At 71.5% G+C, this 25919-nt stretch carries 27 protein-coding genes; 14 read left to right on the top strand and 13 right to left on the bottom strand.

The annotated features are described in order from the left end of the window. Positions 1-116: 116 nt before the first annotated feature. Positions 117-842, top strand: coding sequence for a GntR family transcriptional regulator (locus ACFSZT_RS02535; protein ID WP_377394856.1), 726 nt, complete (start codon positions 117-119; stop codon positions 840-842). 128 nt (positions 843-970) lie between these two features. Here ACFSZT_RS02535 and ACFSZT_RS02530 read toward each other — a convergent pair whose 3' ends face one another. Beyond that, positions 971-1564, bottom strand: a complete 594-nt coding sequence (locus ACFSZT_RS02530) for an ImmA/IrrE family metallo-endopeptidase (RefSeq protein WP_377394853.1) — start codon at positions 1562-1564, stop codon at positions 971-973. Positions 1565-1567: 3 nt separating this feature from the next. Beyond that, positions 1568-1939 (bottom strand): helix-turn-helix domain-containing protein, encoded by a 372-nt coding sequence (locus ACFSZT_RS02525; RefSeq protein ID WP_377394850.1) that lies wholly within the window; start codon positions 1937-1939, stop codon positions 1568-1570. Between the two features lie 118 nt (positions 1940-2057). Between ACFSZT_RS02525 and ACFSZT_RS02520 the strand changes: the two genes are divergently transcribed. Together ACFSZT_RS02520 and ACFSZT_RS02515 are read left to right on the top strand one after the other, a co-directional pair. Beyond that, positions 2058-2273, top strand: a complete 216-nt coding sequence (locus tag ACFSZT_RS02520) for a DUF2188 domain-containing protein (RefSeq protein WP_377394847.1) — start codon at positions 2058-2060, stop codon at positions 2271-2273. Positions 2274-2901: 628 nt separating this feature from the next. Beyond that, positions 2902-4077, top strand: coding sequence for a glycoside hydrolase family 3 N-terminal domain-containing protein (locus ACFSZT_RS02515; protein WP_377394844.1), 1176 nt, complete (start codon positions 2902-2904; stop codon positions 4075-4077). A 167-nt stretch (positions 4078-4244) separates the two neighbouring features. Here the strand turns inward: ACFSZT_RS02515 and ACFSZT_RS02510 are convergent, their stop codons facing one another. Then, positions 4245-4655: an SsgA family sporulation/cell division regulator gene (locus tag ACFSZT_RS02510; protein ID WP_377394841.1), complete on the bottom strand. Its 411-nt coding sequence runs from the start codon at positions 4653-4655 to the stop codon at positions 4245-4247. Between the two features lie 351 nt (positions 4656-5006). On the opposite strand from ACFSZT_RS02510, the gene ACFSZT_RS02505 reads away from it, so the two are divergent. Further along, positions 5007-5708 (top strand): hypothetical protein, encoded by a 702-nt coding sequence (locus tag ACFSZT_RS02505; protein ID WP_377394838.1) that lies wholly within the window; start codon positions 5007-5009, stop codon positions 5706-5708. A gap of 59 nt (positions 5709-5767) precedes the next feature. Further along, positions 5768-8038, top strand: coding sequence for a beta-glucosidase family protein (locus tag ACFSZT_RS02500; protein WP_377394835.1), 2271 nt, complete (start codon positions 5768-5770; stop codon positions 8036-8038). Here ACFSZT_RS02500 and ACFSZT_RS02495 read toward each other — a convergent pair. After that, a complete protein-coding gene (locus ACFSZT_RS02495; RefSeq protein WP_377394832.1) occupies positions 8024-9103 on the bottom strand; it encodes a winged helix DNA-binding domain-containing protein in 1080 nt (359 codons plus the stop codon). The genes ACFSZT_RS02500 and ACFSZT_RS02495 overlap by 15 nt on opposite strands. 171 nt (positions 9104-9274) lie before the next feature. On the opposite strand from ACFSZT_RS02495, the gene ACFSZT_RS02490 reads away from it, so the two are divergent. Beyond that, complete coding sequence (locus ACFSZT_RS02490) at positions 9275-10288, top strand: beta-ketoacyl-ACP synthase III (RefSeq protein WP_377394830.1); 1014 nt, start codon at positions 9275-9277, stop codon at positions 10286-10288. A 26-nt stretch (positions 10289-10314) separates the two neighbouring features. Here the strand turns inward: ACFSZT_RS02490 and ACFSZT_RS02485 are convergent, their stop codons facing one another. From ACFSZT_RS02485 to ACFSZT_RS02450, 8 genes are all read right to left on the bottom strand, one after another. After that, a complete protein-coding gene (locus ACFSZT_RS02485; protein ID WP_377394827.1) occupies positions 10315-11811 on the bottom strand; it encodes an adenylate/guanylate cyclase domain-containing protein in 1497 nt (498 codons plus the stop codon). 28 nt (positions 11812-11839) lie between these two features. Continuing rightward, positions 11840-12853: a non-homologous end joining protein Ku gene (gene ku / locus ACFSZT_RS02480; protein WP_377394824.1), complete on the bottom strand. Its 1014-nt coding sequence runs from the start codon at positions 12851-12853 to the stop codon at positions 11840-11842. A 19-nt stretch (positions 12854-12872) separates the two neighbouring features. Then, on the bottom strand, positions 12873-13745 hold the full coding sequence (ligD, locus tag ACFSZT_RS02475) for a non-homologous end-joining DNA ligase (RefSeq protein ID WP_377394821.1): 873 nt from the start codon (positions 13743-13745) through the stop codon (positions 12873-12875). Next, complete coding sequence (gene ligD, locus ACFSZT_RS02470) at positions 13742-14662, bottom strand: non-homologous end-joining DNA ligase (protein WP_377396260.1); 921 nt, start codon at positions 14660-14662, stop codon at positions 13742-13744. The genes ligD (ACFSZT_RS02475) and ligD (ACFSZT_RS02470) overlap by 4 nt, the downstream gene beginning before the upstream one ends. A 14-nt stretch (positions 14663-14676) precedes the next feature. Next, complete coding sequence (locus tag ACFSZT_RS02465) at positions 14677-15099, bottom strand: DNA polymerase ligase N-terminal domain-containing protein (protein ID WP_377394818.1); 423 nt, start codon at positions 15097-15099, stop codon at positions 14677-14679. 77 nt (positions 15100-15176) lie between these two features. Further along, on the bottom strand, positions 15177-15989 hold the full coding sequence (locus tag ACFSZT_RS02460; RefSeq protein ID WP_377394815.1) for a SigB/SigF/SigG family RNA polymerase sigma factor: 813 nt from the start codon (positions 15987-15989) through the stop codon (positions 15177-15179). Further along, positions 15986-16417, bottom strand: coding sequence for an ATP-binding protein (locus tag ACFSZT_RS02455; RefSeq protein ID WP_377394812.1), 432 nt, complete (start codon positions 16415-16417; stop codon positions 15986-15988). Before ACFSZT_RS02455 ends, ACFSZT_RS02460 begins: the two co-directional genes overlap by 4 nt. Before the next feature lie 69 nt (positions 16418-16486). Beyond that, positions 16487-17584, bottom strand: coding sequence for an Rv2629 family ribosome hibernation factor (locus tag ACFSZT_RS02450; protein WP_377394809.1), 1098 nt, complete (start codon positions 17582-17584; stop codon positions 16487-16489). Between the two features lie 144 nt (positions 17585-17728). Here ACFSZT_RS02450 and ACFSZT_RS02445 point away from each other — a divergent pair, with 144 nt between their 5' ends. From ACFSZT_RS02445 to ACFSZT_RS02430, 4 genes are all read left to right on the top strand, one after another. Further along, entirely contained in the window at positions 17729-18520 is a 792-nt protein-coding gene (locus ACFSZT_RS02445; protein WP_377394806.1) for a sulfite exporter TauE/SafE family protein, read from the top strand. A gap of 62 nt (positions 18521-18582) precedes the next feature. Next, positions 18583-18852, top strand: a complete 270-nt coding sequence (locus ACFSZT_RS02440) for a hypothetical protein (RefSeq protein ID WP_377394803.1) — start codon at positions 18583-18585, stop codon at positions 18850-18852. Positions 18853-18984: 132 nt separating this feature from the next. Beyond that, a complete protein-coding gene (gene glmS / locus ACFSZT_RS02435) occupies positions 18985-20811 on the top strand; it encodes a glutamine--fructose-6-phosphate transaminase (isomerizing) (RefSeq protein WP_377394801.1) in 1827 nt (608 codons plus the stop codon). Continuing rightward, positions 20811-21704, top strand: a complete 894-nt coding sequence (locus ACFSZT_RS02430) for a 2-dehydropantoate 2-reductase (RefSeq protein WP_377394798.1) — start codon at positions 20811-20813, stop codon at positions 21702-21704. Before glmS ends, ACFSZT_RS02430 begins: the two co-directional genes overlap by 1 nt. Here the strand turns inward: ACFSZT_RS02430 and hisC are convergent. Continuing rightward, positions 21694-22779: a histidinol-phosphate transaminase gene (gene hisC / locus ACFSZT_RS02425; protein ID WP_377394795.1), complete on the bottom strand. Its 1086-nt coding sequence runs from the start codon at positions 22777-22779 to the stop codon at positions 21694-21696. The two genes, ACFSZT_RS02430 and hisC, sit on opposite strands and share 11 nt — an antisense overlap. 113 nt (positions 22780-22892) lie before the next feature. Here hisC and ACFSZT_RS02420 point away from each other — a divergent pair, with 113 nt between their 5' ends. The 4 genes from ACFSZT_RS02420 to ACFSZT_RS02405 all read left to right on the top strand — a co-directional run bounded on the left by ACFSZT_RS02420 (position 22893) and on the right by ACFSZT_RS02405 (position 25918). Beyond that, positions 22893-23540 (top strand): dienelactone hydrolase family protein, encoded by a 648-nt coding sequence (locus ACFSZT_RS02420; RefSeq protein WP_377394792.1) that lies wholly within the window; start codon positions 22893-22895, stop codon positions 23538-23540. Between the two features lie 72 nt (positions 23541-23612). Beyond that, complete coding sequence (locus ACFSZT_RS02415) at positions 23613-24062, top strand: hypothetical protein (protein ID WP_377394789.1); 450 nt, start codon at positions 23613-23615, stop codon at positions 24060-24062. Then, positions 24062-25159: a WXG100 family type VII secretion target gene (locus ACFSZT_RS02410; RefSeq protein WP_377394786.1), complete on the top strand. Its 1098-nt coding sequence runs from the start codon at positions 24062-24064 to the stop codon at positions 25157-25159. Before ACFSZT_RS02415 ends, ACFSZT_RS02410 begins: the two co-directional genes overlap by 1 nt. After that, on the top strand, positions 25160-25918 hold the full coding sequence (locus ACFSZT_RS02405) for an ESX secretion-associated protein EspG (protein ID WP_377394783.1): 759 nt from the start codon (positions 25160-25162) through the stop codon (positions 25916-25918). Position 25919: the final 1 nt, after the last annotated feature.

Raw genomic sequence — 25919 nt, 5'->3', positions numbered from 1 at the left:
GCGGTCGAACGACACCCGGTCGGCCGTGACGAGCATCACCGCACGCGCCATCGCCATGGTGACGGTACTACCGTCATACAATCAAGAGGCGTACACCACAACGGGGGAGCGACCGGATGAGCAGCTGGCCGGCAGGCGCCACGCAGTACGCGGCGCCGGTCGACGACGGAGCGGTGGTCAAGGTGGAGCGCACTGCGGCACCGGTTCGCCTGGAAGTCGTGCGGCTGCTCAGGATGGACATCTTCGAACAGCGGCTGCGTCCCGGGGATCGGCTGACCGAGAGCGCGTTGTGTGCGCGCTACGGCGTGTCCCGCACCGTGATCCGGGAGGCGCTTCGCCAGCTCGAAGCCGAACGCCTCATCACGATGCGGCCGCACCGCGGGCCCATCGTCGCCGTGCTCACCGCGCACGAGATCCGGTCCATCTACGAGGTGCGGGGCTCGCTGGAGGGTCTCGCGGGTGAGCTCTTCGCCGCCCGAGCGTCGGACGAGCAGGCCGCCGCGTTGCTGGACCACGTCGCGTTGATGGAGAGCCGTATGCTCGACGCCGACCTGGCCGAGCGGGGTCGGCTCAAGGACCGCTTCTACGAGATCCTGCTGGAGGGTGCCGGCAATCAGGTGTTGCAGGCCGACCTGGCCGGCGTCCACGTCCGGATCGGCCAGTTCCGTCACTACGCCTTCAAGGACGACGAGCGGGTCCGGCTGTCCCTGCGGCAGCTTCGCCGGATCGCCGACGCCGCCGCGGACCAGCGCGACCCGGACGCCGCGCGCCGGGCTTGTGAAGACCACATCCGGTCGGCGGGGACGCTGGCCGTGGAGGAATATCAGCGCCGGATGCCGTAAGGCGGCGGCGTGTTCGACGCAAGTGCCGGTGCCGGTCGTGGCTGCTCGCGTCGCGCACGCAGGGTGGCGGCCACGCGTGTCGTGGCGGCTCGTGTCGCGGCACACCGTCGTGCCGGAAACCGTCCACATCAGACCGTCACGCCAAGGGATAGTGGCCGCGGGATTTTGGCGTGGTAGCGGCCCACGATGCGACGAGCGCCGGTGGCGTTGAGCCGCCAGCGAGCCATCCGCCTGCTGACCCGGAAGTAGCGGGCGACGGTCGCGTCGGTCCAACCGCGGAAGGCCGCCATCCGCGCGGCGTCGCGTGGCACGAGCAGCTCACCGGAGAGTTCGGCGGCCTCCTGCTCGACCGTCGCCGAGGTGGAGCCGCACAGGCTCGCCCCGGTCAGCAGCAGGCCGAACTCGTGCTCGAGCAGTACGTGTGCCATCTCGTGGGCGATGGTCGACCGTCTGCGTGTGATGTCGTGGGCGTGGTTCTCGACGATGACGCGCCCGGTGCCGACCGCGATCAGCGCACCGGAGAACGCATCCGCCGCCGGGCCCGTGACGTGCCGTAGCACCTCCGCGGGCAGCGGCAGGTCGCTGAGGTCGTACACCGCGATGCCGTACAGCTCGGCGAGCGCGTACGGGTCGAGGGGAGCGAAGACCCCGATGCCCATCTCCTCGCGCACGTCGAGTGCGAGCCGCTGGGCGTACGCCTTGAATCCACGGCGTAGAGGCACGTCTCATCTCCCCTGACGGTCCATTTTGATACGTCGCATCGTGGCGCTGACGATCTCGAGCAGGTATTCCTTGTCCGCGTCCGGCAGGTCGTCCCTGGCCCGCAACAGCATCGCGAGCTGGGTTTCCAGCGCGGGCTCCTCACGCCCGGGTGACTTCTCGTCGGGCCGGAGCATGAAATCCTCCGCCGGCGCGCCGAGCCACTGGACGAGCGCGATGAAGCCGTCGAGGTCGGGACGCTGCCCGTTGCCCATGCGGCTGAGCAACGACGGGCTGACTCCCGCTTCGTCGGCGAGTTGCCGCCACGACAGGTCGCGCGCTCGGCGCTGGGCGTCGAGTGCGTCGTAGAGCCGACGTGCGTCGAGGCGGCCTGACATCTGCTGCTCCTCCGTGTTTCCTCCGATCACTATCACAGCGGTGGACGGGAACTGCCAGCATGGAATTTCAGTATTGCGATATCGTTGCAGTAACGCAACGCCCGTCGAGAGGACGCCCATGGACCGGTTTCTCGTGCAGTTCCGCTTCTCGCCCGATTCCCTGACCTGGCTCGTCGTCCGGGACGGCAGCGTGCTGTCCCGGCACTGCCGCAAACGCGACGCCGTCCGGATCGCGGCCGGGCACGCGCGGCGGCATGCGCCGAGCACGCTCGTGATCGAGCGGATGGACGGTACGGAGCAGGCGCGGCGAAGATACGGCAGACCGGTGGAGTAACGAGCCGGTGCGCGGGCGCACGGCATCGCCACACCGGCCCGGCCGGGCGGTCGCAACGGTCCACTCGCGATCACCAACGCCGTGGTGCGAACTGGCGACGCCGTGCCGCCGGACCGCACCTGGTCGCGCGCACGCGTGCGCGCCACGGCCATGGCATCGCGGCTGCGGGCGGCCGGCCCGGGATGCCGGCTCGGTGCGAACGGACCACCCGGAGTCAGCCTCGACGGCCGCCGGAGTAGGCGAATGCGTCGGCAAACGTGACCGACACGGCATCCGTCGGCCGGGATGTCGAGCACACCACCGGCGTGATGGCGGCCGGTTGGTGCCCCACGCCGTCGCGCGCGATGGGACACGGAAGGTCGCGTTGTCCGCTGCCCGCACCCGACGTCAGTCGGCAGCACTGCTGCTGACCAGGCACATTCGCCCGGGAGGTGATCGTTCGCCGGTGCCCGCTTTCGCAGGCGAGGCGGGCCGTCAGCACCGGTGCAGGCGGCCCGCGCGCGTCACCACGCCACCACGCAACGACCGCACCGGCGCCGCCGTGGGACGCGCATCCGGGCGCGCCGCGACCCCCGCGCCGGGGAGAGAAGCAGCGCAGCGCGGCCGCACGACGTACCGTGGGGCAGCGATGAAGCGTTTGTTGATGGCGACCCTGTTCGGATCCTTGCTCGTCGGATGCGGCACCTCCGGCACCGAGACCCAGAACCCGCCGAGCCCGGGGTCCGCGGCCTCGAAGCCGCCGCCCACGTCGGCCTCCGCTCCGTCGAGCGAATCGGCCGCTCCCTCCCGCCCGCAGGCGGCCCCGGGGCCGGACTGCGGCCCGGTGGTGGCGGACATGTCCGCCCGCGAGCGCGTCGCGCAGCTCGTCGTCGTCGGGGTCGAGCCGAGCGATCCGGCGGCGGCCACCGAGCTGGTACGCACCGAGCAGGTCGGCGGCATCTTCATCGGCGGCAACGAGACCGACCTGTTCACCGGCAACGCGCTCGACCGCGTCCACGATGCCGCGAACGTGCCGGTGTCCGTCGCCATCGACGACGAGGGCGGTCGCGTCCAGCGCCTCGACCAGCTCGAAGGCGACATCCCCAGCGCCCGTGAGATGGCGCAGACGATGTCACCGCAGGAGGTGCGCGCGCTCGCCGAGGAGCGTGGCCGGGCCATGCGCGAGCTCGGGGTCACCGTCGACTACGCCCCCAGCGTCGATCTCACCGACGAACCCGCCGACGAAGCGATCGGCGACCGTTCGTTCAGCACCGACCCCGCCGTCGCGCGCGAGTACGCGAAGGCGTTCGCCGACGGCCTCACCGCCGCCGGGATCCAGCCCGTGGTGAAGCATTTCCCGGGCCACGGCAACGCCAGCGGCGACTCGCACGAGGGCCTGGTTCGCACGCCGCCGCTGGCCGAACTGCGCGAGCACGACCTGAAGCCCTACGAGCGCATCGACGAGTACGGCCCCACCACCGGCGTGATGGTCGGCCATCTGAACGTGCCCGGGCTGACCGAGGGGCAGCCCGCCTCGCTGTCGCCCGCGGCGTACGAGCTGCTGCGCACCGACTACGCCTTCGACGGTCCCGTCGTCACCGACGACCTCGGCGCCATGCGCGCCATCTCCGACCGCTACCCGCTTCCCGAGGCCGTCCTGCGCGCGCTCCAGGCGGGGGCCGACCAGGCGCTGTGGTCGTCCGGCGGCACGGTCGGACCGGTCCTCGACCGGCTCGAACGGGCCGTTCAGTCCGGCGAGCTGCCCGAGCAGCGGGTGACCGAGTCGCTCGAGCGTGTGCTGCGGTCGAAGGGCGCCTGCGGCTGACCCGGTGAGCCGTGTGTGCCGGCCAGGTAGCCGTGTCTGCCGCCTGCGTCGCCGTGTCTGCTGTCCACGTCGCCGTGTCTGCCGCCTGCGTCGCCATGTCTGCTGTCCACGTCGCCGTGTCTGCCGGCCAGGTCACCACGGCCGCCGCGTGCCGCCCTCCCGGAGCGTCAGGGGCGGGCCGTGGTGAGGTCGGCGATGAGCGCGTCCAGGTCGAGGTGGTCGCTCTCCGTTCCCGGCGGCACCATCGCGGTCGCGGCGTCGGCGAAGCGTTCGACGTCGCCCACGTCGATCTCCACCACGGCGTAGCCGTCCGGTGACTCCAGCTCGAGCACCAGGTAGTCGTCGTCCGTGGCCAGGTCCGGCCGCACGCGGACATCCCCGATCCCCGACGGCTCCGTCAGCCCGGTCAGCAGCAGCTCGCGGGCGAAGTCCCACTCGACCCACTCGTCGCCGTCGATCCGGAAGGCGAGCGACACGGTGAACGGGTCGTTCGCCCGGTAGGACAGCCGGGACAGCACGGGCGTGCTGCAGCCGTTGAGGTACACGAACTGGCTCTGGTGTACGACGTCGTAGCGCACGGCACACTCCCGTCTGCCCGGTGCCGCCTCCGTCCCGGCGGCCTTACATGAGGAGAGACGGCCACCTGGCCTGTGGTGTGATGCGCCGATCGGGGGAATCTTGATCGGGGCAACGTGCAGTAGAGCGCACCGGTAGCCGACCCGCCCGCTCTACCCCGGCCGAGTGGTCACCTCGAGCCTATGCGCTCCCGGATCGCGATTCGGCGCCATTTCCGTTACAGCACTTCACTCCATCGAGTCTTGTTGCCGATGGACCCGGGGTGGCCTCGTGACAACGGACGCGCGGGGCGAGTAGACAGCGGGCGGGCCTTGTGGGCCGCATTCCTGGGACATGTGCTGATGGAGGGACTGATGGCGCCCACGGTCCTGCGCCGGACACCGCACGACGCCGCGCTGCTCGACCGCACCGGGATCATCAGTGCCTCCGTGCCCACTCAGGGCATCGAGGACGCCGAGCCGGGTGGTCGCGGCCTCAACCGCTCCGGAGTCGCGAGTCTCGCCGCGTTCGTGCTCATGGGAATCGTGGCGCTGAGTGGCGTCTTCGAGGGTGTCAAGAGCGACGGCGGCGGCTCCACCGTCATCGCCAGCGGCGTGCCCACCCGGGGCCCGGTCGCGGTCGCCGAACCGCCCGCCCCGCCCCCGGTGATCGCCGAGGACGTCCCCGAGCCGCGCCCCGTTCCAGCCCCGCAGGCTGCCACGCCGGTCGACACCGAACCCGAACCGGCGCCCGAGCCGGAGCCGCAGTCCGCGGACATCGTCGTCGCCCAGGAGCAGCGGCCCGATCCGCTGCCCGATGTGCGGCTGCCCGTGGCCCGAGCGGACACGTCCGCCGACCGCGCCCGCGAGCACGTGCTGGCGATGGCCGAACCGTTCGCGCGTGATCTCGGCCGGTGGGCCGGCTCCTTCCACGATGGGCAGTCCTACGGCGACCTCCGCTACGACGGTGACCGGGACAGCGACGGACGGTACGGCGGTGATCGGGACCGGGGCGATGACGACGCGCGTGGATTCGGGGACGGCCGGATGGGCGATCTCCTGCGTTCGGATTGGTAGTTCCCTCCGCTATATGTGAAGCTGTCTCACGTTCCGGCTGGTCGACGGAAGGCGGCTCCATGCGGCGTGGCCTGAGCCTGCTGCTCACCCCCTTGATGACCACGGCGCTGCTCGCGGCCACCCCGGTCGCGCAGGCGGCACCCGAACCCGGCTGTCCGTGGGTCGGGTCGGACGCGCCCGTCGAGGAGAAGGTCGGGCAGGTCCTGTCCCGGATGACGCTCGACGAGAAGCTCGGCCTCGTACATGGTGCGGCCGGTCCGTTCGAGTTCGTGGGCCCGACCTACGCGGGCCTGGTGCCGGCCATCCCGCGGCTGTGCATTCCGCAACTGGGGCTCTCCGACGGTCCGGCCGGCGTCGGCAACAGCCACACCGGCGTCACCCAGCTGCCCGCGCCGCTCGCGCTCGCCGCGTCGTGGGACCGGGAGCTCGCGGCCGAGTACGGCGGCGTGATCGCGCGGGAGGTGCTGGGCAAGGGCGCCAACGTCGTGCTCGGACCCACGGTCGACCTGCTCCGCGACCCCCGCGCCGGGCGGGCCTTCGAGACCCTCGGCGAGGATCCGCACCTGGTCGGCGAGCTGGCCGCCGCCCAGGTCGGCGGCATCCAGGACGCGGGCGCGCTCGCCCAGGCCAAGCACCTTGCCGCCTACAACCAGGAGACCCTGCGCAACACGCCGGCCGACAACGCCGTCGTCGACGAACGAACCCTGCAGGAGATCTATCTCGCACCCGTTCAGGACACTGTGGACGCGGGCGTGGCGTCTGTGATGTGCGGATACAACCGGCTGAACGGCGTCCATGCCTGCAACAACAGCTATCTGCTCAACCAGGTCCTCAAGGGACAGTTCGGTTTCGACGGTTTCGTGACGTCGGACTGGTTCGCCACCCAGGCGAGCTACGCCGCCGCCAACGCAGGCATGGATCTGCAGATGCCCGGTGGCTGCCTGTTCGGTCCGCGGCTGCGTTTCGGTGTCGCGACCGGCGCGGTGCCCACGGCCCGGCTCGACGACATGGTGTCGCGCATCCTGCGCCCGATGTTCCGGCACGGCCTGTTCGACCGTCCTGCCACCGGATCGCCCGACGACATCGTGACGACGCCGGAGAACGCGGGCGTCGCGCGGCGGGTGGCCGAACGCGGCATGGTACTGCTCAAGAACGACGACGCGGTGCTGCCGATCCAGAACCGGCGCTCGATCGCCGTGCTCGGTGAGGCAGCCGGGTCCGGCGTGATCGGCTCGGGCGGCGGAAGCCCGCACGTGATCGCGCGGTCCATCGTCACGCCGTTCGACGGAATCGCCCGCCGGGCCGACCAGGACGGCGTCGAGGTGCGGTTCGACGCCGGACGGCACGCGGACGAGGTCGCCGCCGAGTCCGATCTGGCCGTGGTCGTCGTCGGCAAGTGGTCGACGGAATCCAAGGACAACAAGGACATTGCTCTGTCCGCACAGGACAACGGGCTCATCGAGAAGGTGGCCGCCGCCAACCCGAACACGGTCGTCGTGCTCAACACCGGTGGACCGGTGGCCATGCCGTGGCTCGACGACGTCGCGGGCGTCGTCGCGTCGTGGTACCCGGGACAGGAGTACGGCGCCGCGCTGGCGTCCGTCCTCTTCGGAGATGCCGAGCCGTCGGGTCGCCTGCCCGTGACGTTCCCCGCCGAGCTCGCGGACCTGCCCACCAGTGACCCGGCGCGGTTTCCCGGTGGCCGCTACGACGAGGGTCTCGCGGTGGGTTACCGCTGGTACGACCGGGAGGGCATCGAGCCACTGTTCCCGTTCGGACACGGCTTGTCCTACACCACGTTCGCCTACTCCGACCTGCGTACCGACGGCGACACCGTCACGGTGAACGTCACCAACACCGGCCGACGTGCCGGTACCGAGGTTGCGCAGCTCTACGTCGGCAGGCCCAACACCGGTGGCGAACCACCGAAGCGGCTCGAGGGGTTCCAGCGCGTCACGCTGCGGCCCGGCGAGACGCGGCAGGTGCGGTTCGAGCTCGACGAACGCTCGCTCGCGCACTGGGACACCGGATCGCACCGGTGGGTCCGCGCGGCCGGCGACCACACCCTCGCGGTCGGCGGGTCGTCGCGCGACCTGCCACTCAGCATCGCCGTCCACGTGCCGGACACCACCGCGGTGAGCGAGCCGACGCCCGCGCCGCCGCCCGGTGCGCCGGCCGGTGGAGACGGCACACTGACCACGCTCGGCAACGTGCTCACCTGCCCCACCGAGATGCTGTACGCCGGTGCGGTCGGGGCGATCTCCCTGGTCGGTCTGCCGCCGGGCAAGCAGGCGGAGATCACGCCGGTGAACCCGTCAGCCGGCGGGTGAGAAGCGGACCTCGCCGTCCGGCAGCTCGGCGAACCGGAGCAGCCGGCTGCCCTCTTCGGACAGTGCGGCACGGTCTGGACCGGACAGCCGTTCGAACGGCTCGATGTCCAGAGTGGACTTCTCCTTGTCGCGAATGATCTTCCACCGGCCGCACATGACGCCGTCGACGAGGATCGTCGCCGGTGCTATGCCGTTGCGGGTGGAGATGCGCTTGCGGTACTCGTCGCTGATGACCCGCGTACGGTCGGCGTGGGAGAGCAGCAGGTTGTCGAACTCGGGCAGGAACCGCACCGGCGCGGGCGTGTCCGGATCGGGGCGTGGTGCGTCGGGGAGGTCGAACAGCTCCTTGCCGTCGTCGGTGCGGAAGACGCGCAGCCGCGGCCGCAACCGGTCGACGATCTCGGCGAGCCGGGTGAGCCCGCACCACGCCTGGACATCGCGGACGGTCGCGGGCCCGAACGCGGCGAGGTAGCGCAAGACCAGCTGCTTCAGGCCGGGGCGCTCGGGCACGTCCACGCCGAGCCAGTCCTGCAAGGTCGCGCACGTCGGCTGCCCGGCGCGACCCCACACGGCCCGTGGCGGCACTTGAACGAGCGGCACCAGGGCACGCGCGGCGAGCATGAGGTCCGACCGGTCGTGGCCGGGCAGGCGGCGGGCGAGTTCGCGGGCGAGCTCGGTGGTGGGGTACGGCCGTTCGGCAAGGATTTTCCGGGTCTCCGCCGCTACCGTGTCGAGGTCCAGCGCGCCCACCCGGCGCAGGTCGCGGTCGAGCACCGGCTGCACGGCCGCGCGCAGCTCGGGGGCGTCGGCGGCGGTCACGAGGTGCACGGTGCCGCGCATGACGGCGATGCGCACGACCTTCCGGTCCAGCAGCAGCGCCGACAGCTCGCCGGGCTCGAACCCGCGCAGCCGGGTCCACAGGCCGTAGTACGGCGGGAACGGTGCCTGCGCCTGCATGCCGACGAGGTGGTCCACCATCGCGAGCGCGGGCATGTCCGCACGCTCGAGCAGGTGCTGGCGAGCGAGGAGGGCGCGGTTGAGCGCGCGCCGGCCGAGGACGGTCATGCGGTTGTTTCTAGCCCGGACAGCGGTCAGGTCTCGTCCTCTTTCGCACTTCGGCATACCCTGGATGAGACATAGTTCACAAGCACAGCCTCTACCGAAAAGTAGCCCATACACAAGGTGGGAGGGCGTCCGCGGCGTTCCTCCGTTTTGTGTGCACTCGGTTTCTGGAGGATGCAAGTGTCCCCGCACAGCAGACCCGGCGTAGCGGTGCTGACCGGCCTCGGCGGCTGGCTGCCCCCGCGCGTCGTGAACAACGACGAGCTGGCCACGCGGCTGGACACCTCCGACGAGTGGATCCGTACGCGCACCGGAATCCGCGAGCGGCACGTCGTGGAGCCCGGTATGTCCACTGTGGACATGGCGGTCGAGGCCGGGCGGCGGGCCCTGCACTCGGCCCACACCGAGCACGTCGACGCCGTCGTCCTCGCCACCGCCACGCCCGACCAGCTGTGCCCGGCCAGCGCGCCCCAGGTGGCCAGCAGGCTCGGCCTGGGCGGGGTCGCGGCGTTCGACGTCAACGCCGTGTGCAGCGGGTTCGTCTACGCGCTCGCCACGGCGGCCGGGCTCATCGCCGCCGGGGCGGCCGAGCGGGTGCTGCTGGTCGGCGCCGACGCGTTCACCACGCTCCTCGACCCCGGGGACCGCAGCACCGTCCCGATCTTCGGCGACGGTGCCGGCGCCGTGGTGCTGCGCCGCGGCGAGCCCGACGAGCTCGGCGCGCTCGGCCCGTTCGACCTGCACAGCGACGGCGACCTGGCCGATCTGCTGGTCATTCCGGCCGGCGGGTCGAAGCAGAAGACCTCGGACAACGCCGCCGACCACTACTTCCACATGCAGGGCCCGGCGGTATTCCGGCACGCGACCGCCCGCATGGCCGAGTCGTCGCGGGCCGTGATGGCCGAGCTCGGCTGGACCGTCAGCGATGTCGACCGGTTCGTCGGGCACCAGGCCAACATCCGCATCCTGCAGGGCACCGCGAAACAGCTCGGGCTGCCCGCCGACAGCCTGGTCGTGAACATCGAGCGCACCGGCAACACGAGTGCCGCGTCGATTCCGTTGGCGATGGTCGACGGTGTCAACGACGGCAGCCTGCAGGCCGGGGATCGCGTGCTGGTCAGCGCGTTCGGCGCCGGGCTGACGTGGGGCGCCACCGCCCTGCGCTGGCCTGCCGTCACGCCGGGCTGACGATCACGCACGCCGGGCCGGCCGCCTCACTCCGAGACGGGCGGCGTCGTCCACGCCTCGGTCGGTGCCGGACGGCCCCGCAGCCGCAGCTCACCGTGCGGGCACCACAACGCGCGTTCCGACGGCGTGGCCGCCGACAGCGCGGCGGAACTGGCCAGAATCCGGCCCGGCGCCTGCTTGGCGTGCTCGGTGAGCCGTGCCGCCTCGTTCACGGCGTCGCCGATCACCGTGTACTCGAACCGGGTCGCCGTGCCCAGCTGGCCGGCGAACGCGGGCCCGCTGGCCACCCCGATGCCGAGGTCCAGCTCGCCGGAGGAGGCCACCGCGTCGCGGATGGCGCGGGCGGCCTTCAGAGCGGCGGTGGCCGGGTCGGCGTGCCGCGTCGGCGCGCCGAAGACACACAGTGCCGCGTCCCCCTGGAACTTGTTCACGAGCCCGCCCTGCGTGCTCACCGCGTCCACCACGCACGCGAACAGGCTGTTCAGCTTGCGCACCACCTCGTCCGCGGGCAGTTCCGCGGCCAGCGCCGTCGAGTCGACGACGTCCACGAACAGCGCCGTCACGTCACGCACGTCCCCGGACATCGAGGCGCCGTGCTCCAGCGCGTGCCGCACCACGTCGTCGCCGACGTGTCTGCCGAACAGGTCACGCAGCCGCTCCTGCTCGCGCAGCCCGGCGGTCAGGTCGTTGACCGACGCCTGCAGCAAGCCGATCTCGCTGGCGTCGTCGACGCCGACGGTGACGTCCCGCCGGCCGCGCGCGATCTGCTCGAGCGCCAGGCGCAGCCGGTGCAGCGGCGCCGCCACCGCGCGGGCCAGTAGTGCGGTGGCCAGGGCACCGAGCCCGAGCCCGAGGATCGAGAGCGCCATCAGGCTGTAGCGCGGGTCGCGGTCGCCGATGTCGGGCGGCAACACCAGGATGAGCACCCCGGCCATCGGGGCGCCGCTGGCCAGCATCCATGTCACGACCAGGCGCGAGAGCACCGTCGTCGAGAGCGAGTCGCCGGGTGGGGCCGCGGCCAGGGCCATCGTCATGACCGGCCGGGCGACCCACTCGGCGGCGAGGTAGTTCAGGCTGACCGTCGCCAGCCCGCCGAGCAGGATGGCCAGCGCGACCCCGAAGGCGTCGAGCCAGGTGCCGAACACCGCGGTCAGCGTGCCGATCACCACGACGCCGCCGGACCACAGGGTGCCGCTGACCGTGGCGAGGTCGGCCGGCAGCCGCAGCGCGCGGCGGGCCTCCTCGCGCGTGGGCGCGCGGCCGAGGACGAACCAGACGGCGGTGCGTCGTTGCAGGTAACCCGCCCACGCCGTGCCGATCAGGACGGAGAGCACCACGTAACCCGCCGCGCAGACGGCGATGATCCAGCTGTTGTTCCCGGCCTCCGCGGGGACGCCTTCGAGCAGCAACAGCAGGAACACCACACCGGCGCCGGCGAAGCTCGACAGGAACCCGAGCCCGGCCAGACCGAGGCTGGTGCGCAGCACGGCACGGAACCGCGTCGGCAACCGGGTCCTGCGCACGAGGAGATCGTATTGCCTCCCGGGCGGCTCAGGAGGCGCGCTTGCGGGTGGTTCGCGGCGAGGCGCCCCGGATGGCCTGCTCCAGGTCGGCCCGCGACATCTTCGAGCGGCCCTTGATGTCCAGCTCGCGGGCCATCTTGTCCAGCTCCGACTTGCTCAGCTCGGACAGGTCCGGCTCGGCCTCCTTGCGCTTGCCGGACCTGCCGCCCGACGACTTCGCCTCGGCGCCCGCCTTGCCCGTGCCCTTGTCCTTCTTGCGGCCCTTGGCGCTGCGCTCGACACTCTGCTGCAGCGCCTGGAACAGGTCCACGACCTTCGTCGCCTCGGGCGGTGCCTCCTCGGGAGTCACCGTGCGGCCAGCGCGTTTGTCCTCGATCAGCTGCTTGACGCGCTCGGTGTACTCGTCGTGGTAGTCGTCGGGATCCCACTCCTCGGCCATCGACTCGATCAGGCTCACCGCCATGTCGACTTCCTTCTCCTTGACGTTGCCGGGAGCCGGGAGCTTGCTGATCTCCTTCTGCGGCACCCGGATGTCCTCGGGGAAGAGCAGCGTGTTGAGCACGAGCACGCCGTCACCCGCGCGGACGGCGGCGATGTACTCCTTGCCGCGCATCACGAACCGGGCCAGGCCCGCGCGGTTCGTCTTGTCCATGGCCTCGATCAGCAGGCTGTAGGCGCGGCCGAACTCCTCCTTCGCGGGCGCGAGCCAGTACGTCTTCTGGAAGTAGATCGGGTCGATCTCGTCGAGATCGACGAACGCGTCGATGTCGATGGTGCGTGAGCGGCCCGGCGCGATCTGCTCGAGTTCCTCCGGTTCGACGATGACGTACTCGTCCCCACCGAGGTCGTAGCCCTTGACGATCTCGTCGTAGGGCACCTCCTCGCCGGTGCGTTCGTTGACCCGCCGGTACCGGATGCGGTCGGACGTGCCGCGCTGGAACTGCCTGAAGTGGATGGTGTGGTCCTCGGTCGCGCTGTACAGCTCGACCGGCACCGTCACCAGGCCGAAGTTCAGCGCCCCGCTCCAGATGGCTCGTGCCACTGCCCGCCTCCTGCTTTCGTCAGCTCAGCTTCTCGAGTGCGCGTGCGGCCGACGCCGCGTCCGCGTGGATGTCGTGCCAGGGATCGTTCTTGCGCGCCAGCCGCTGCCGGATCCGCCGGGGGTGGTAGCCCTCCGGCTCGGTTTTGCCCAGCTCTGACCAGTCGATCGGCGTGGCCACCGGCGCGCCCGGCCGCGCCCGCAGCGAGTACGGCGCGACGAACGTCTGCCCGTAGGCGTTGCGGTTGGTGTCCAGGAAGATGCGCTGGCCACGTTTGTCCTTGCGCTGTGCCGTGGTGAGCCGATCTCGGTCCTCGGCGGCGAGCCGCTGAGCCGCGCGCTGGGCCAGCTCGCGGACTTCGTCGAACCCGGCGTCGCCGAGCAGCGGCGTCACGATGTGGAATCCGCGGCCACCGGTGGTCTGCAGGTACGGCATCAGTCCGATCCCGGCGAACAACGACCGGGCCCGCCTGGCGACGTCCCGCAGCTCCGGAAGTCCCGTGGTGTCGGCGGGGTCGAGGTCGAGCACGAGCAGGTCGGGATTGTCCAGACTGTCCACTCTGGACAGCCAGATGTGGAACTCGATGGTCGCCTGGCTCGCCAGGTACTCCAGCGTGGTGGCGTCGTCGCACACGGCGTGGCGGACGAACTCGCCGGGCTTGGTCCGCTGGGGCACCCGCTCGGTCCGCAGCCACTCCGGGAAGTGTGCCGAGGCCTCCTTCTGGAACCAGCCCTCGGCGTCGATGCCGTCCGGATACCTGCGCAGCGTCAGCGGCCTGCCCCGCAGGTGAGGCACCATCACGTCGGCGACGGTGCGGTAGTGCGCCACCACGTCGCCCTTGGTGATGCCGTCGGCGGGGTAGAAGAGTTTCCCGGCGCTCGACACGTCGCTCATGGCGTTTCCCTGACCACCTCCGCCGCGGGCTTGTCGGTGCGCAGGCCCGTGAACCGAGGATGACGCAACCGCCCGTCGCCGGTCCACTCGGAGAACCGGACCTGCACCACGAGCTCCGGCTCGACCCAGTGGCTGCCCGGCTCACGCACGCGGTCGGCGAACGGCGACGAGGAGACCGCCAGGTCGTCGAGCCTGCCCTTGAGCGTGCGCAGCGCGGCATCGGTGTAGCCGGCGCCGACCTTGCCCGCGTACCGCAGCGCGCCGTCGTCGTAGTAACCCACCAGCAGGGCGCCGAACCCGGCCCGCGACCCGGACGGATCCGTGTAGCCGCCCACCACGAACTCCTGATCCTTGACGCACTTGAACTTCAGCCAGTGCCGCGACCGGCCGCTGGTGTAGGGAGCGTCGGCGCGCTTGGCGATCAGGCCCTCCCAGCCCTTCTCGCACGCCTCGCGCAGAAACCGCTCGCCCTCGGCGTTGCGGTAGCGCGACAATCGCAGCGCGCCGCGGAAGTCGAACGCCCGCTCCAGCAGCTTGCGCCGTCCACGCAACGGCAGTGACGTCGCGTCCGTGCCACCGAAGGAGAGCAGGTCGAACAGGTAGTAGAAGACCTGGATGCCGGTGGCCCGCGCACGCACCGGATCGGTGAGATGGATGCGCGGCTGCAGCTTGGCGAAGCTGGTCTGCCTGCCGTCGAACGCGACGATCTCGCCGTCCGCGACGAAACTCTCGCCGCCCTGCTCGGCGAGCGCCTCCACGATCTCGGGGTAGGCGGCGTTCATCAGTCGGTGGTTGCGCGACCACAGCTGGGGTTCACCGCCGTCGGTGCGCACGGCGATGGTGCGCACGCCGTCGAGCTTGCGCTCGAACACCCACGCCGGGTCCGAGAAGTACCGGTCGGTGAGCGTGGCCAGCATCGGTTCCCGCCACGTCACCCGGGCACCCCGTCGTCCGGCTCCTTCTTGAGCAGCCACTGTTCCTGGCCACCCGTGGGGGTGCGCACGAGGCTGAACGCGCCGGCGAACCGGGCGCCGCCGAACCACAGGGTGAGCCTGCCGCGGGCGAGACCGTCCTCGAGCGGTTCGGCACCGCGGTTCTCGAGCATCCCCGCGTCCCAGACGTGGGCGGCGTCGCGCAGCGGCTGATCGTCGCCGCGCAGGGCAAGCCGCTTGTCGCCGGGTTCGAAGCGGGGTCCGTCGGCCACGAGCCAGGACACCGGCCGGCCGCCGAGGTCCAGTCGCAGCTCCAAATGAGGCGTCGACCCGCCGTGTCGCTCGACGGTGAAGCGCGCCGGGCCGCCGGTGTGCCGGACGCTGCCCGGCTCACCGGAACGCTGCACGCCGCTCGTCGCCACGGCAGCGGTTACCCACGGCGTGAGCTGGTGAAACGCCCTTCACGCTGGCCGCTCACCCGGGCGGGTGGTGCCGTGGCTCAGGCGTCGGCGCCGCGGGACTCCTCCTCGACGAGCCCCTCGCGGAGCTTGGCGAGCGTCCGCGCGAGCAGCCGCGACACGTGCATCTGCGAGATGCCCACCTGCTCGGCGATCTGTGTCTGGGTCATGTTGTGCACGAACCGCAAGGCCAGGATCTTGCGCTCGCGTTCCGGCAGTTCCTTCACCAGCGGCTGCAGCGTCTCGTGGTTCTCCACGCCCTCGAGCGCCGCGTCGTCCTCACCGAGGGTGTCGCCGAGCGCGAGGTTCTCCGTGTCGCCCGAGAGCACCTCGTCCAGCGACATGGAGTGGTAGGCGTTGCCCGCGTCGAGGCCCTCGAAGACCTCCTCCTGGGTGAGGCCGAGGTGCTGCGCGATCTCACTCGGAGTCGGCGCCCTGCCGAGCTTCTGCGACAACTGTGTACTCGCGTTGTTGATCGACAGGTGCAGTTCCTTGAGCCTGCGCGGCACCCGGATGACCCAGCCGGTGTCGCGGAAGTGCCTGCGCACCTCGCCCATCACCGTCGGCACGGCGAAGGAGAGGAAGTCCGAGCCGCGGCGCGGATCGAACCGGTCCACCGCGTTGATCAACCCGACCCTGGCGACCTGCACCAGGTCTTCCTTGGCCACTCCTCGCCCGGAGAACCGCTGCGCGATGTGCTCGGCCAGCGGCAGGTGCCCCGTCACGAGCTCGTCCCGCAACGCGACGCGTCGTGGATCATCGTCATCGAGCGTCACGAGTTCCTCGAAAAGCGGAGTGAGGTGCTCGTAGTCGTCCGAGGAGCCGCGCGATCCGCGTGTCGTCGTTCCGGTCACGTAAGAGTCGGCTTTCGCTTCGCGAGTTCGACGTGTACCCAGTTGCGCTGCCCGTTCTGCGAGCTCGGCTCCACCCACGAGGAGGCGGAGTCGGCGAGTGTCGTCAGTACCTTCCAGCCGAACGACGCCGTGCTGGGCGCGGAGTCGTCAACGGAGGGCACGCCGCCGCGGAACCGCAGCTCGTCGCCGTCGATGGTGAACCGGCACACCATGGTGCTGCCGGGCACCGCACGGGTGATGAGGGTGGAGCATGCCTCGTCCACGGCCAGGCGCAGATCCGCGATCGCGTCCAGATCGAAGTCCGCGCGGATCGCGATGTTGGCCGCGATCGAGCGAATGATGGGCAGGTGGACCAGGTTCGCGCCGAGGCGTACCTCGATATCGTCCTGGGCACCCACGTCTTGCGACGAAGGCTCTGTCTTTGTCACTTTCACCTCAGCGTCTTACCGGCCATTCATCTTGTCCGCTGCGGCGCCCCGGCCGCGGCTCGTCCCGGATCAATCATGACGCAGGATCGCCCCCACTCCTTCCGTGAGCCCGAGGGACGCATCGGCGTACACGATCTCGGCGGCCGACGCGATCGCCGCGACGGCCAATGCCTCGTCGGCACGGCGCCGGGCGAGTGCATCGGTGCCCTGCGCCTTCAGTTCTTCTTCCTGGGATCCGACGAGCGTCGGTTCCGGCCCGGTGAGGACTTCGGCATCCCCCAGGTCGCCGACGATCAGTGTCTCGACATTGGCTTCCCGCAATGCCGTCGTGGTGGCTTCCAGGCCTTGGACGGCGAGCCCGGTCTGCTGCCCGAGTGCCGCGCGGAAGCGTTCGCGCACCTCGGCGCGGCGCGCCTTCTTGGCGTCGGCCAGCAGCTCGTCGATCTGCCTGCGCAGCTCGTCGTTGGAACCGCCTTGGTGCCGCGCCCCGGTCTGCAGCTCGGTGGTGGTGCGCCGCACCTGTTCGGGCAGGGCATCGTGCAGCTGTTTGCGGGCCTGTGACTCACCGGCCAGGACGACGAGGCCGGCGCCGAGGCGCCGAGCGGTGGTGGAGACGTGCTCGGCGACCCGGTCGATGTTGGCGCGCATGGTCTCCTCGGTGCGCGACTGCAGGTCGCGGTGGGCCGCGCCGCCACCCCGCACCTTGTGCACCGGGTGGTCCGAGCCCTCGACGGTCTCCTGCTCCACGATCCGGCCGTGCTGGTCGACGGCGGTGACGTCGGCACCGACGTGGTCGACGACCACCACCACGTGTGCCGGTGGCAGCTCGCCGAGCTCGGCCAGCGGCAGCAGGTAGGGCAGGTCGGAGAGCCGGGCGACGGTCTGTGCGGGGGGAGCGTCGAGCTCCTGGTCCACGAGCACGCGGTCGGCGGCGGCCACGAGCGCGCGGCCGCTCCGGCCGACCGGCGGGGAGCTGTCGCGGACGGCGGACTCCATCGCGTCGAGCGTCTCGCTGGGCGCCCCCTGATCGGCGAGCTGCTCGCGTACCTCCCGCCAGCGCAACTCGAGAAGCTTCGCGGCGTCCGCGGTGTCGTGGGAGTCGTCGAAGTACGCCGACGCGAATGGCCCCTTGGTGGTCGCCAGTTCACGCAACGTCGTCGTGTCCACTCGTACCTCCCTCGCGTCGCTCGGCCCGTGGTTACCCGGGCGCTGCCGAGCGAAACGTGGAGGTCTACCAGCGCATGGTGATACTGAACACTGTATACGCGCCCAGGGCGAGCGGCCCTGATCACGGCCACTTATGGTCCGTCCGTGGTCTGGTGGCATGCCGTTCTCATCGCGCTGGCCGGCGTCTGGGCGGGGATGATCAACACGGTGGTCGGGTCCGGAACGTTGGTGACGTTCCCGGTCCTCGTGGCATTTGGGTACTCGCCCGTCACGGCGACCACCTCGAACGCCATCGGCCTCGCCCCCGGCAGCATCAGCGGCGCGATCGGCTACCGCAGGGAGATGCGGGGCCAGCTGCGCAGGCTGCTGACGTTCATCCCCGCCTCGGCGCTCGGAGCGGTGGGCGGGACGATCCTGCTGCTGTCCCTGCCGCCGGACGCCTTCGAGACGGTGGTGCCGGTCCTGGTCGCGCTGGCCCTGGTGCTGGTGATCGTGCAGCCCAGGGTGTCGAGCTGGGTGCTGAGCAGGCGGGCGGAGAAGCAAGAGCGCGCCGGCGACGGAGGGCAGTCCGGCCGCAAGGGCGCCGTCCTGCTCATCACCATGATCTTTCTGGTCGGCATCTACGGCGGCTACTTCACGGCCGCGCAGGGCGTGATGCTGATGGCGATCATGGGCATCCTCATGACCGAGCCGATCCAGCGGCTCAACGGCATCAAGAACGTGCTCGCGGCGGTGGTCAACGTCGTGGCGGGCACCATCTACGCCTTCGTCGCGCCGATCAGCTGGCCCGTGGTCGGGCTGCTCGCCGCCGGATCGATCCTCGGCGGCTGGCTGGGCGCGCGGGTCGGCCGGAAGCTCTCGCCGACGATGTTGCGCGGCGTGATCGTGGTGGTCGGGGTCGCGGCCATCGTGCAACTCGTGTTGCGGCAGCTGTGAGTTCTGCCCGAAATCGGACAGGATTTTGGGTTTCGTAACAGCGGTCTGCGAGGCTCCGATGGATGGAACAGCTGCTGCCCGCCGAGCTCGTGCGGCACGTGGCCGGCTCGACCGGCCTGCCGGACGGCACGGCCGCCCGCGTGATCGCCGACGTCATCGCGTTCTTCGGTGAGACCATCGAGGAGTTCGTCCGGCGCCGGCATCGCGAGCTGAAGGGGCGGGGGATGAAGAACGCGCAGATTTGGGCGGTGCTGACCACCGAGCTGGCGTTCCGTCCCTTCGCGGCCGGTCCGCTCACCGAGCGGCAGCTGCGCCGCATCGTCTACGGCTGAACGGAGCAGCTGCGGCATGGCCGCCTCGGCGGTGCCGGTCTGCGGCCACTTCACCAGCGGCTTCGCCACCACGACAACCGCCACCACGACAACCTAGGACAACCTAGGACGACCTAGATCCAGGAGCGCTCCATGTGCGGAATCGTCGGTTACGTCGGCCAGCGGCAAGCGGCGCCGATCCTGCTCGAGGGCCTGCAGCGGCTGGAGTACCGCGGGTACGACTCGGCGGGTGTCGCGCTGGCCCACCGCGGACGGCTCAAGGTGACCAAGGCCGCCGTCCGCGTCGCGGAGCTGCGGGACCTCGTCGGCGACAACCACCCGGCGCCCATCGGCATCGCCCACACCCGCTGGGCCACCCACGGCGAGCCGACCGACGCGAACGCCCACCCGCACACCGACAGCGAGGGCCGGGTCGCCGTCGTCCACAACGGCATCATCGAGAACGCCGAGGCGCTGCGCGCCAAGCTCACCGCGAACGGCGTCGAGTTCGCCTCCGACACCGACACCGAGGCACTCGCCCACCTGATCGCCGCACGGCTGCGCGACGGCGCCGAGACCCTCGAGGACGCCGTGCGCGGCGCGCTGCGGGTGGTCGAGGGTGCTTACGGCATCGTGGTGCTGGACCTGCGCAGTCCCGGGGAGCTCGTCGTCGCCCGCAACGGCAGCCCGATCGTGCTCGGCATCGGGGACGGCGAGATGTTCGTCGCCTCCGACGTGGCCGCGCTCGTCCGGCACACCCAGCGCGTGGTCTACCTCGACGACGGCGAGCTGGCCACGCTCAAGGCGGGCGACTACCGGACCAGCACGCTCCAGGCCCGGCGCACCGACAAGACGCCCACCGAGGTCGAGCTCACCGACGCGGACTACCAGCTCGACGGCCACCCCGACTACATGCGCAAGGAGATCGCCGAGCAGCCCGAGGCCATGCGCCGCGCGCTGATGGGCAGGCTGGACGAGCGGTTCTCCACCGCCCGGCTCGGTGGCCTGCGGCTGGAGCCGCGCGATCTGCGGTCGATCCGGCGCGTCAAGTTCATCGGCTGCGGTTCGGCGTACTACGCCGGGCAGATCGGAGCGAACCTCGTCGAGGAGCTGGCCCGTATCCCGGCCGACGCCGAGCCCGCGTCGGAGTTCCGCTACCGCAACCCGGTCGTCGACCCCGACACGCTCTACGTCGCCGTCAGCCAGTCCGGCGAGACGGCCGACACGCTCGCCGCCGTGCAGGAGCTCGCCCGCAAGGGCGGGCGCGTCATCGGCGCCGTGAACGCCGTGGGCAGCGCCATCGCGCGGGAATGCGGCAGCGGCGTGTTCCTCCACGCGGGCCCGGAGGTGTCGGTCGCCTCCACCAAGGCCGTCACCAACATGAGCACCTGCTTCGCCATGCTGGCGCTGCTGCTGGGGCGGGTGCGGGATCTGTCCGTCGCCGACGGCAGGCGGATCGTGGCCGGTCTCGTGGCGCTGCCGTCGCGGATCGAGGAGGTCATCGCGCAGGACGAGCACATCGCGGACGCGGCGCGCCGGTTCTCCGCGGCCAGGCACATGTTCTTCGTCGGGCGCGTGCGTGGCTGGCCGGTGGCGCGGGAGGGCGCCCAGAAACTCAAGGAGATCTCCTACGTCCACGCCGAGGCCTACCAGGCGGGCGAGCTCAAGCACGGGCCGATCGCGCTGATCGACGGGGACATGCCGTCCGTGGTGATCGTTCCCGACGACGAACTGCTCGCCAAGAACATCGGCACCATCGAGCAGATCAAGGCCCGCGGCGGCCCGGTGATCGCCGTCACCAACGCGGACCTGCCCGCCGGTCTGGCCGACATCGAGCTGCGGGTGCCGAGGACCGAGCCGGAGCTCGACCCGATCCTGTTCGGCATCCCGCTGCAGCTGCTGGCCTACCACCTCGCGACGGTGCTCGGCCGCGACATCGACAAGCCGCGGAACCTGGCCAAGAGCGTGACGGTGGAGTGATGGACACTGTGGACAGTGCGGAAACCGTTGCCGTAGTGGGACTGGGAGCGGTGGGCACGGCCTTCGCGGCGTCGCTCGCCGAGGCCGGACACGAGGTCGTCGCCTGCGGCAGGCGGCCGCTCGAGCGCATCGAGATCACCGACGAGCGGGGCACCCGCGCGTACCCGGTGGGCTGGGCGGGCTCGCCGGAGGACGCCGGCCCGGTGCCGTTCGTCGTGCTGGCCACCAAGATCCATGACACACCGGCCACAGCGGAGTGGCTCGCCCGGCTCACCGCCGACGGCGGCCACGTGGTCGTCGCGCAGAACGGCGTCGACCACCGCGAGCGCGTCGAGCCGCTGGTGGGTGCGGCCGCGGTCGTGCCCGCACTGGTCTACCTCAACGCCGAGCGCACCGCGCCCGGCAGCGTCCGGGTCCGGCGCACCGAACGCGATCTGGTGCTGCCCGACGACGCCGCCGCCAAGGCCGCGGCGAACCTGTTCGAGACCTCCGGGCTCACCGTGGAGACACACGCCGACTTCCGGACGGCGGCGTGGCGCAAGATGCTCACCAACGTCGCCGCCAACCCGATCACCGCGCTCACCGGACGGCGCGTGGAGGTGCTCACCGAACCGGCTGTCGCCGACCTGGCGCTGGCCGTGTTGCGGGAGGCTGTCGCGGTCGGCCGCGCCGAGGGCGCGCAACTCACCGACGCCGACGCCACCCGCACGCTGGCCTGGCTGCAGGGACTCGCACCGGGCAGCACGACGTCCATGCTGCAGGACCGCGAGGCAGGCAGGCGGCTGGAGTACGACGGCCTCACCGGCACGATCGCCCGGCTCGGCGACCGCCACGGCGAGGCCGTCGAAGCCAACCGGGCGCTGCTGGCCCTGCTGTCCGCGATCAGCGCGTGAACGTGCGCGCCGCCTCGAGGAAGACGTCGTTCTCCTCGGGCGTGCTGATGGTCACCCGTACGCCGTCCCCGGCGAACGGCCGCACGACGACCTTGTGCTGCATGGCGTGCTCGGCGAACTCCACGGCCCGCTCGCGCAGCGGCAGCCACACGAAGTTCGCCTGCGTTTCCGGGACCTCGTAGCCTGCGGCGAGCAGCGCGTCGCGCACGCGGGTGCGTTCGAGCACGACGTCGGAGCAGCGTGCCAGCAGCTCGTCCTTGGCGTCGAGGGAGGCGATCGCGGCCGTCTGCGCGAGCGCGTTCACGCTGAACGCCACGTACACCTTGCGCAGAGCGGTGATGACCTCCTCCGGCCCGACGGCGTAGCCGACGCGCAGCCCGGCGAGGCCGTAGGCCTTGGAGAAGGTGCGCAGCACGAGGACGTTGCGCCGGGTGCGGGCGAAGTCGAGCCCGTCGGGAACCTCGCGGTCGGTGACGAACTCGCGGTAGGCCTCGTCCAGCACCACGAGCACGTCACCGGGAACGCCGTCGAGGAACCGGGTCAGCGCCTCGCGCCGCACCACCGTGCCGGTCGGGTTGTTGGGGTTGCAGACGAACACCACACGCGTGGTGGGCGTGATCGCGGCGAGCATCGCGTCGAGGTCGTGGACGTGGTCGGAGTCGAGCGGCACCGTGCGCGGTGTGGCGTTGCCGACCTGGGTGACGATCGGGTACGCCTCGAACGACCGCCACGCGAACAGCACCTCCTCGCCCGGCGCGCACATCGCCTGCACCACCTGCTGGCACAGCGACACCGAGCCGCAGCCGACGGCGATCCGCTCGCCTGCCACGTCCAGCTCGCGGGAGAGCCGCTCGGTGAGTGCCTGCGACCCCATGTCCGGGTAGCGGTTCACCTGGCTCGTCGCCTGGGCGATGGCCTCCGCCACGCTCGGCAGCGGCCCGCCGGGAACCTCGTTGCTGGCGAGCTTGATCGCGCCGGGCACGGTGCGGCCGGGAACGTAGGCGGGAAGCGCCGCCAGGTCGGCTCGGGTGGGGACCGCCCCGGATGCGTGGGGTGTGCTGGACGCGGTGGACACGGTGCGCTCCTCGCGATCGTTGGGTGTTCGACGTGCCGTCGTCCAACCTATCTCGCCGGATCCGCTGCAGCTGCGGTTGACTCCGGGTGTACCCACGGTGGTTGAGTAGGCGTATGACACAGACCTTCACCGACGACTACCAGCGCGCCGACGGCCGGGGCGTCCAGCTTACGTTCGCCGAGCCGGACCGTGCGGTGCGGGGCGGTGTGGTCGTGCTCCACGAGGCCGAGGGTGTCACGGCGGAGGTGCAGGAGCTGCTCGCCGCGCTCGCCTCGGACGGCTGGCTGGCCGTGGCACCGGACATCGCGGGCGGTGGCTCGTTCGACGGGCGCAGCGTCCTTGCGGCCACCGACGTCACGCTCGCGTGGCTGGCCGACCGCGAGGTGCGGGCGGATCTCATCGGGGTGATGGGCTTCGACCTCGGCGGTACCGCCGCTCTCGTCGTCGCGGCGCGCCGCAAGCTCGGCGCCGCGGTGAGCGTGGGCGGCCGGGGTGTCGTCGAACCGGTGTCCGACGCGCTGCCCGCGCTGGTGGACATCGCGGGCGAACTGAGCAGCCCGTGGCTCGGTCTGTACGGCGACGACGGTGACGAGGCCGCGGAGGCCGAGATCGAGCGGTTGCGGGAGGCGGCGGCGTCGGCCCCGGTGGCCGCCAACGTCATCCGGTACCCAGGGGCCAGCCACCGGTTCGACGCCGACCCGGCCGCCGCCGCGGAGGCCTGGCAGCGCACCCTCGACTGGTTCGGCGCCTACCTGCGCTGAGAACGTGTGAACCGTTCGTGTCCGCGCCGCGTCCCAGCTATGGTGCTGACTGCCTAGCCTCCTGGGGGTGCCGTGACGGACACGACTGGAAACCTCGAGCGCGTGCCGGTGGGGCACAGATTCGCTTCCGGAGCGGCCGACGCGCTGGCGCCCGTGGCCAGAGACCTGGACGTGGTGCGGGAGCAGGTCCAGGACGGCCGGCTCCACCTCGATCCGGACGCCGCACACGAGTTGCTGGCCGCGATCACGCGGTTGCAGTCCAGGGTCCACACGCTCATCGCCGACGGCAGTGAGCGGATCGATCAGCCACTGCGGTTCGGCGCCAACTTCGTCGCCCGCGCCATGAGCGAGCGGCTGCGCGGCGCCGCGTCCGGGGGAGCCGACGCGGCGATCCCCGTGCTCGAGGATTTCGCCGGCCAGCTGGAGAAGCTCGACGACATCGTGCGCAGGGCCGCCGGGCTGATCACCGAGGCCGACGCGGCCGCGGGCGATCAGCTCCACAGCCTGGGAAGGGTGGACTGATGGATCTCTCGACGCCGCGTTGCCTGCCCTATCCGTGGCCGGTGCCCGAACCGGAGCCGGAGCCCGGGGATCTCGGCGAGGAGATCAACTGGCGCACCTACTCGCACCGAGAGCTGTACCGGATGGCCACCACCGGTCTCGACCTCGAGGGCGCCGACGAGGTGGCCGGCCAGTGGTCGCGGCTCGGTGGCGAGCTGGACGACATCGGCAGGCTGCTCAAACAGGCGCTCGAACAGGCGGCTGACGGCTGGCAGGGCGCGGCGGCCGAGGAGGCGCGCGGCAAGGTCGAGCAGCTCTCCTCCTGGACGCGGCAGACGGCCGAGGGCAGCGTGCTGGTGTCGGAGTGCGTCAGCAAGCAGGCCGATCTCGCCCGGGTCACCAAGAACACGATGCCGGAGCCGCCGCTGTTGCCGGCGCCGGTGGTGCCGCTGCGGGGCGAGGCGGAGCCGGCCCGGCTGGCCGAGGCGCCGGGCGGGTTCGCGTCCGCTCCGGACCTGGTCACCGATCCCGCACCGGAACGGGAGCGCGCCCGGCAGCTGCATCAGCAGGCGGCCGAGGTGATGGAGCGGTACCAGCACCAGTCGAACGAGATCTACCGGAGCGTCCCGACGTTCTCGGCTCCCTCCGGCGACCACCGGATCACCCAGGTCCCGGAGGACCCGCCGAAGCGCGACCCCGAGCCCCCAGGGCGTGGCGGAGAGGACGACGACACGTCGGCGAGTGCGGTGTCGCCCGGTGCGGCCGCGCCCGTAGCCGGCATGCCCGCGGCCGGTGGGTTCGGTCCCGCGGGCGGTGCTCCGGTCGCGCCGGCTCCCGGCGGGTTCCTTGCGGCCGAGCCCGCACCGGACGCGCGCTCGGCCGCGGGCGCACCGGCGCATCCGGGTACCTCGCCCCACGCGGCGGCCGCGGCGACGGGCCAGCGCGGCACGGGCATGCCGGGCGCGATGCCGATGGGCATGGCCGCCGCCCGGCCCGGAGGCGGCGAGGACACCGAGCGCACAGCGCCGTCGTACCTGCAGGAGGAGGACGACACGTGGGGTGTGCAGACCCCGGTGATGCCGCCCGTGCTGGGTGAGCGCCCGCCCGGAGGCCGCTGAGTGCGCGACGAGAGCACCGGCTGGGTCACCCTCCACCCCGGAGAGCTGTACCTGCTCTGGACCGAGCTCGGACTCGGTGAGCTGCCGGACGTGCTGGAGATCCCGCACGTGGGCCGGACCGCCGCGGCGCGGGCCGAGCTGATCGCGATCGCGGACGAGGCGCTCGCGGGCCGGGGCCTCGGCACCGTCGCGCGACCGGCGCCGGACCTCGAGGAACTGCTGCGCGCGCTGGCCGCACCCGAGCTGACGGTGGACATGCGGGCGGTGGGGCAGGACAGGTCGTTCCGGGCGGTCGGCGCGATCGGACGGTTCGGTGTGGTGACGATCGGTGTCGCCGAGGGGGACGTGCGGCTCGGGCCGGTGGAACGCGCCGAACTGGTCGGCACGATCCTGGGCGCGCTCTCGCCGCTGCCCGCCGGGCCGGGCGGGCCCGGCAACGCCCGGTTCGCCGACTACCGCAGGGCCTGCCGCGCCGCCGAGCACGAGGGGGCAGGCGGCTTCCTCGACGTGTTGCGTGGGGCGGGCGTGCGCTCGTCGGAGGCGGGCACGTTCCTGCGCGCCATCGAGGGGAGGGCGGCCGGAGGGTACCTCGGTGCGACCTCGACGGCGCACGGCCGCTCGCCGGGCACCGTCAACTGGGTCGACACCGAGCAGGGCCGCTACGTCCTGCGCAGGCACGGAGACTGGGTCACGGTGACGCCTGCCGATCTTGCGCGCTTGCACTCGATGGCGGAGGAAATGGTCGCCGATCTGGCTTAGA

It is taken from the genome of Prauserella oleivorans (genome assembly GCF_042685745.1).
GTDB classification, from domain to species: Bacteria; Actinomycetota; Actinomycetes; order Mycobacteriales; family Pseudonocardiaceae; genus Prauserella_A; species Prauserella_A oleivorans.
The sequence above is the reverse complement of the archived record's forward strand: the minus strand, read 5'-3'. Positions and strand labels throughout refer to the sequence as shown.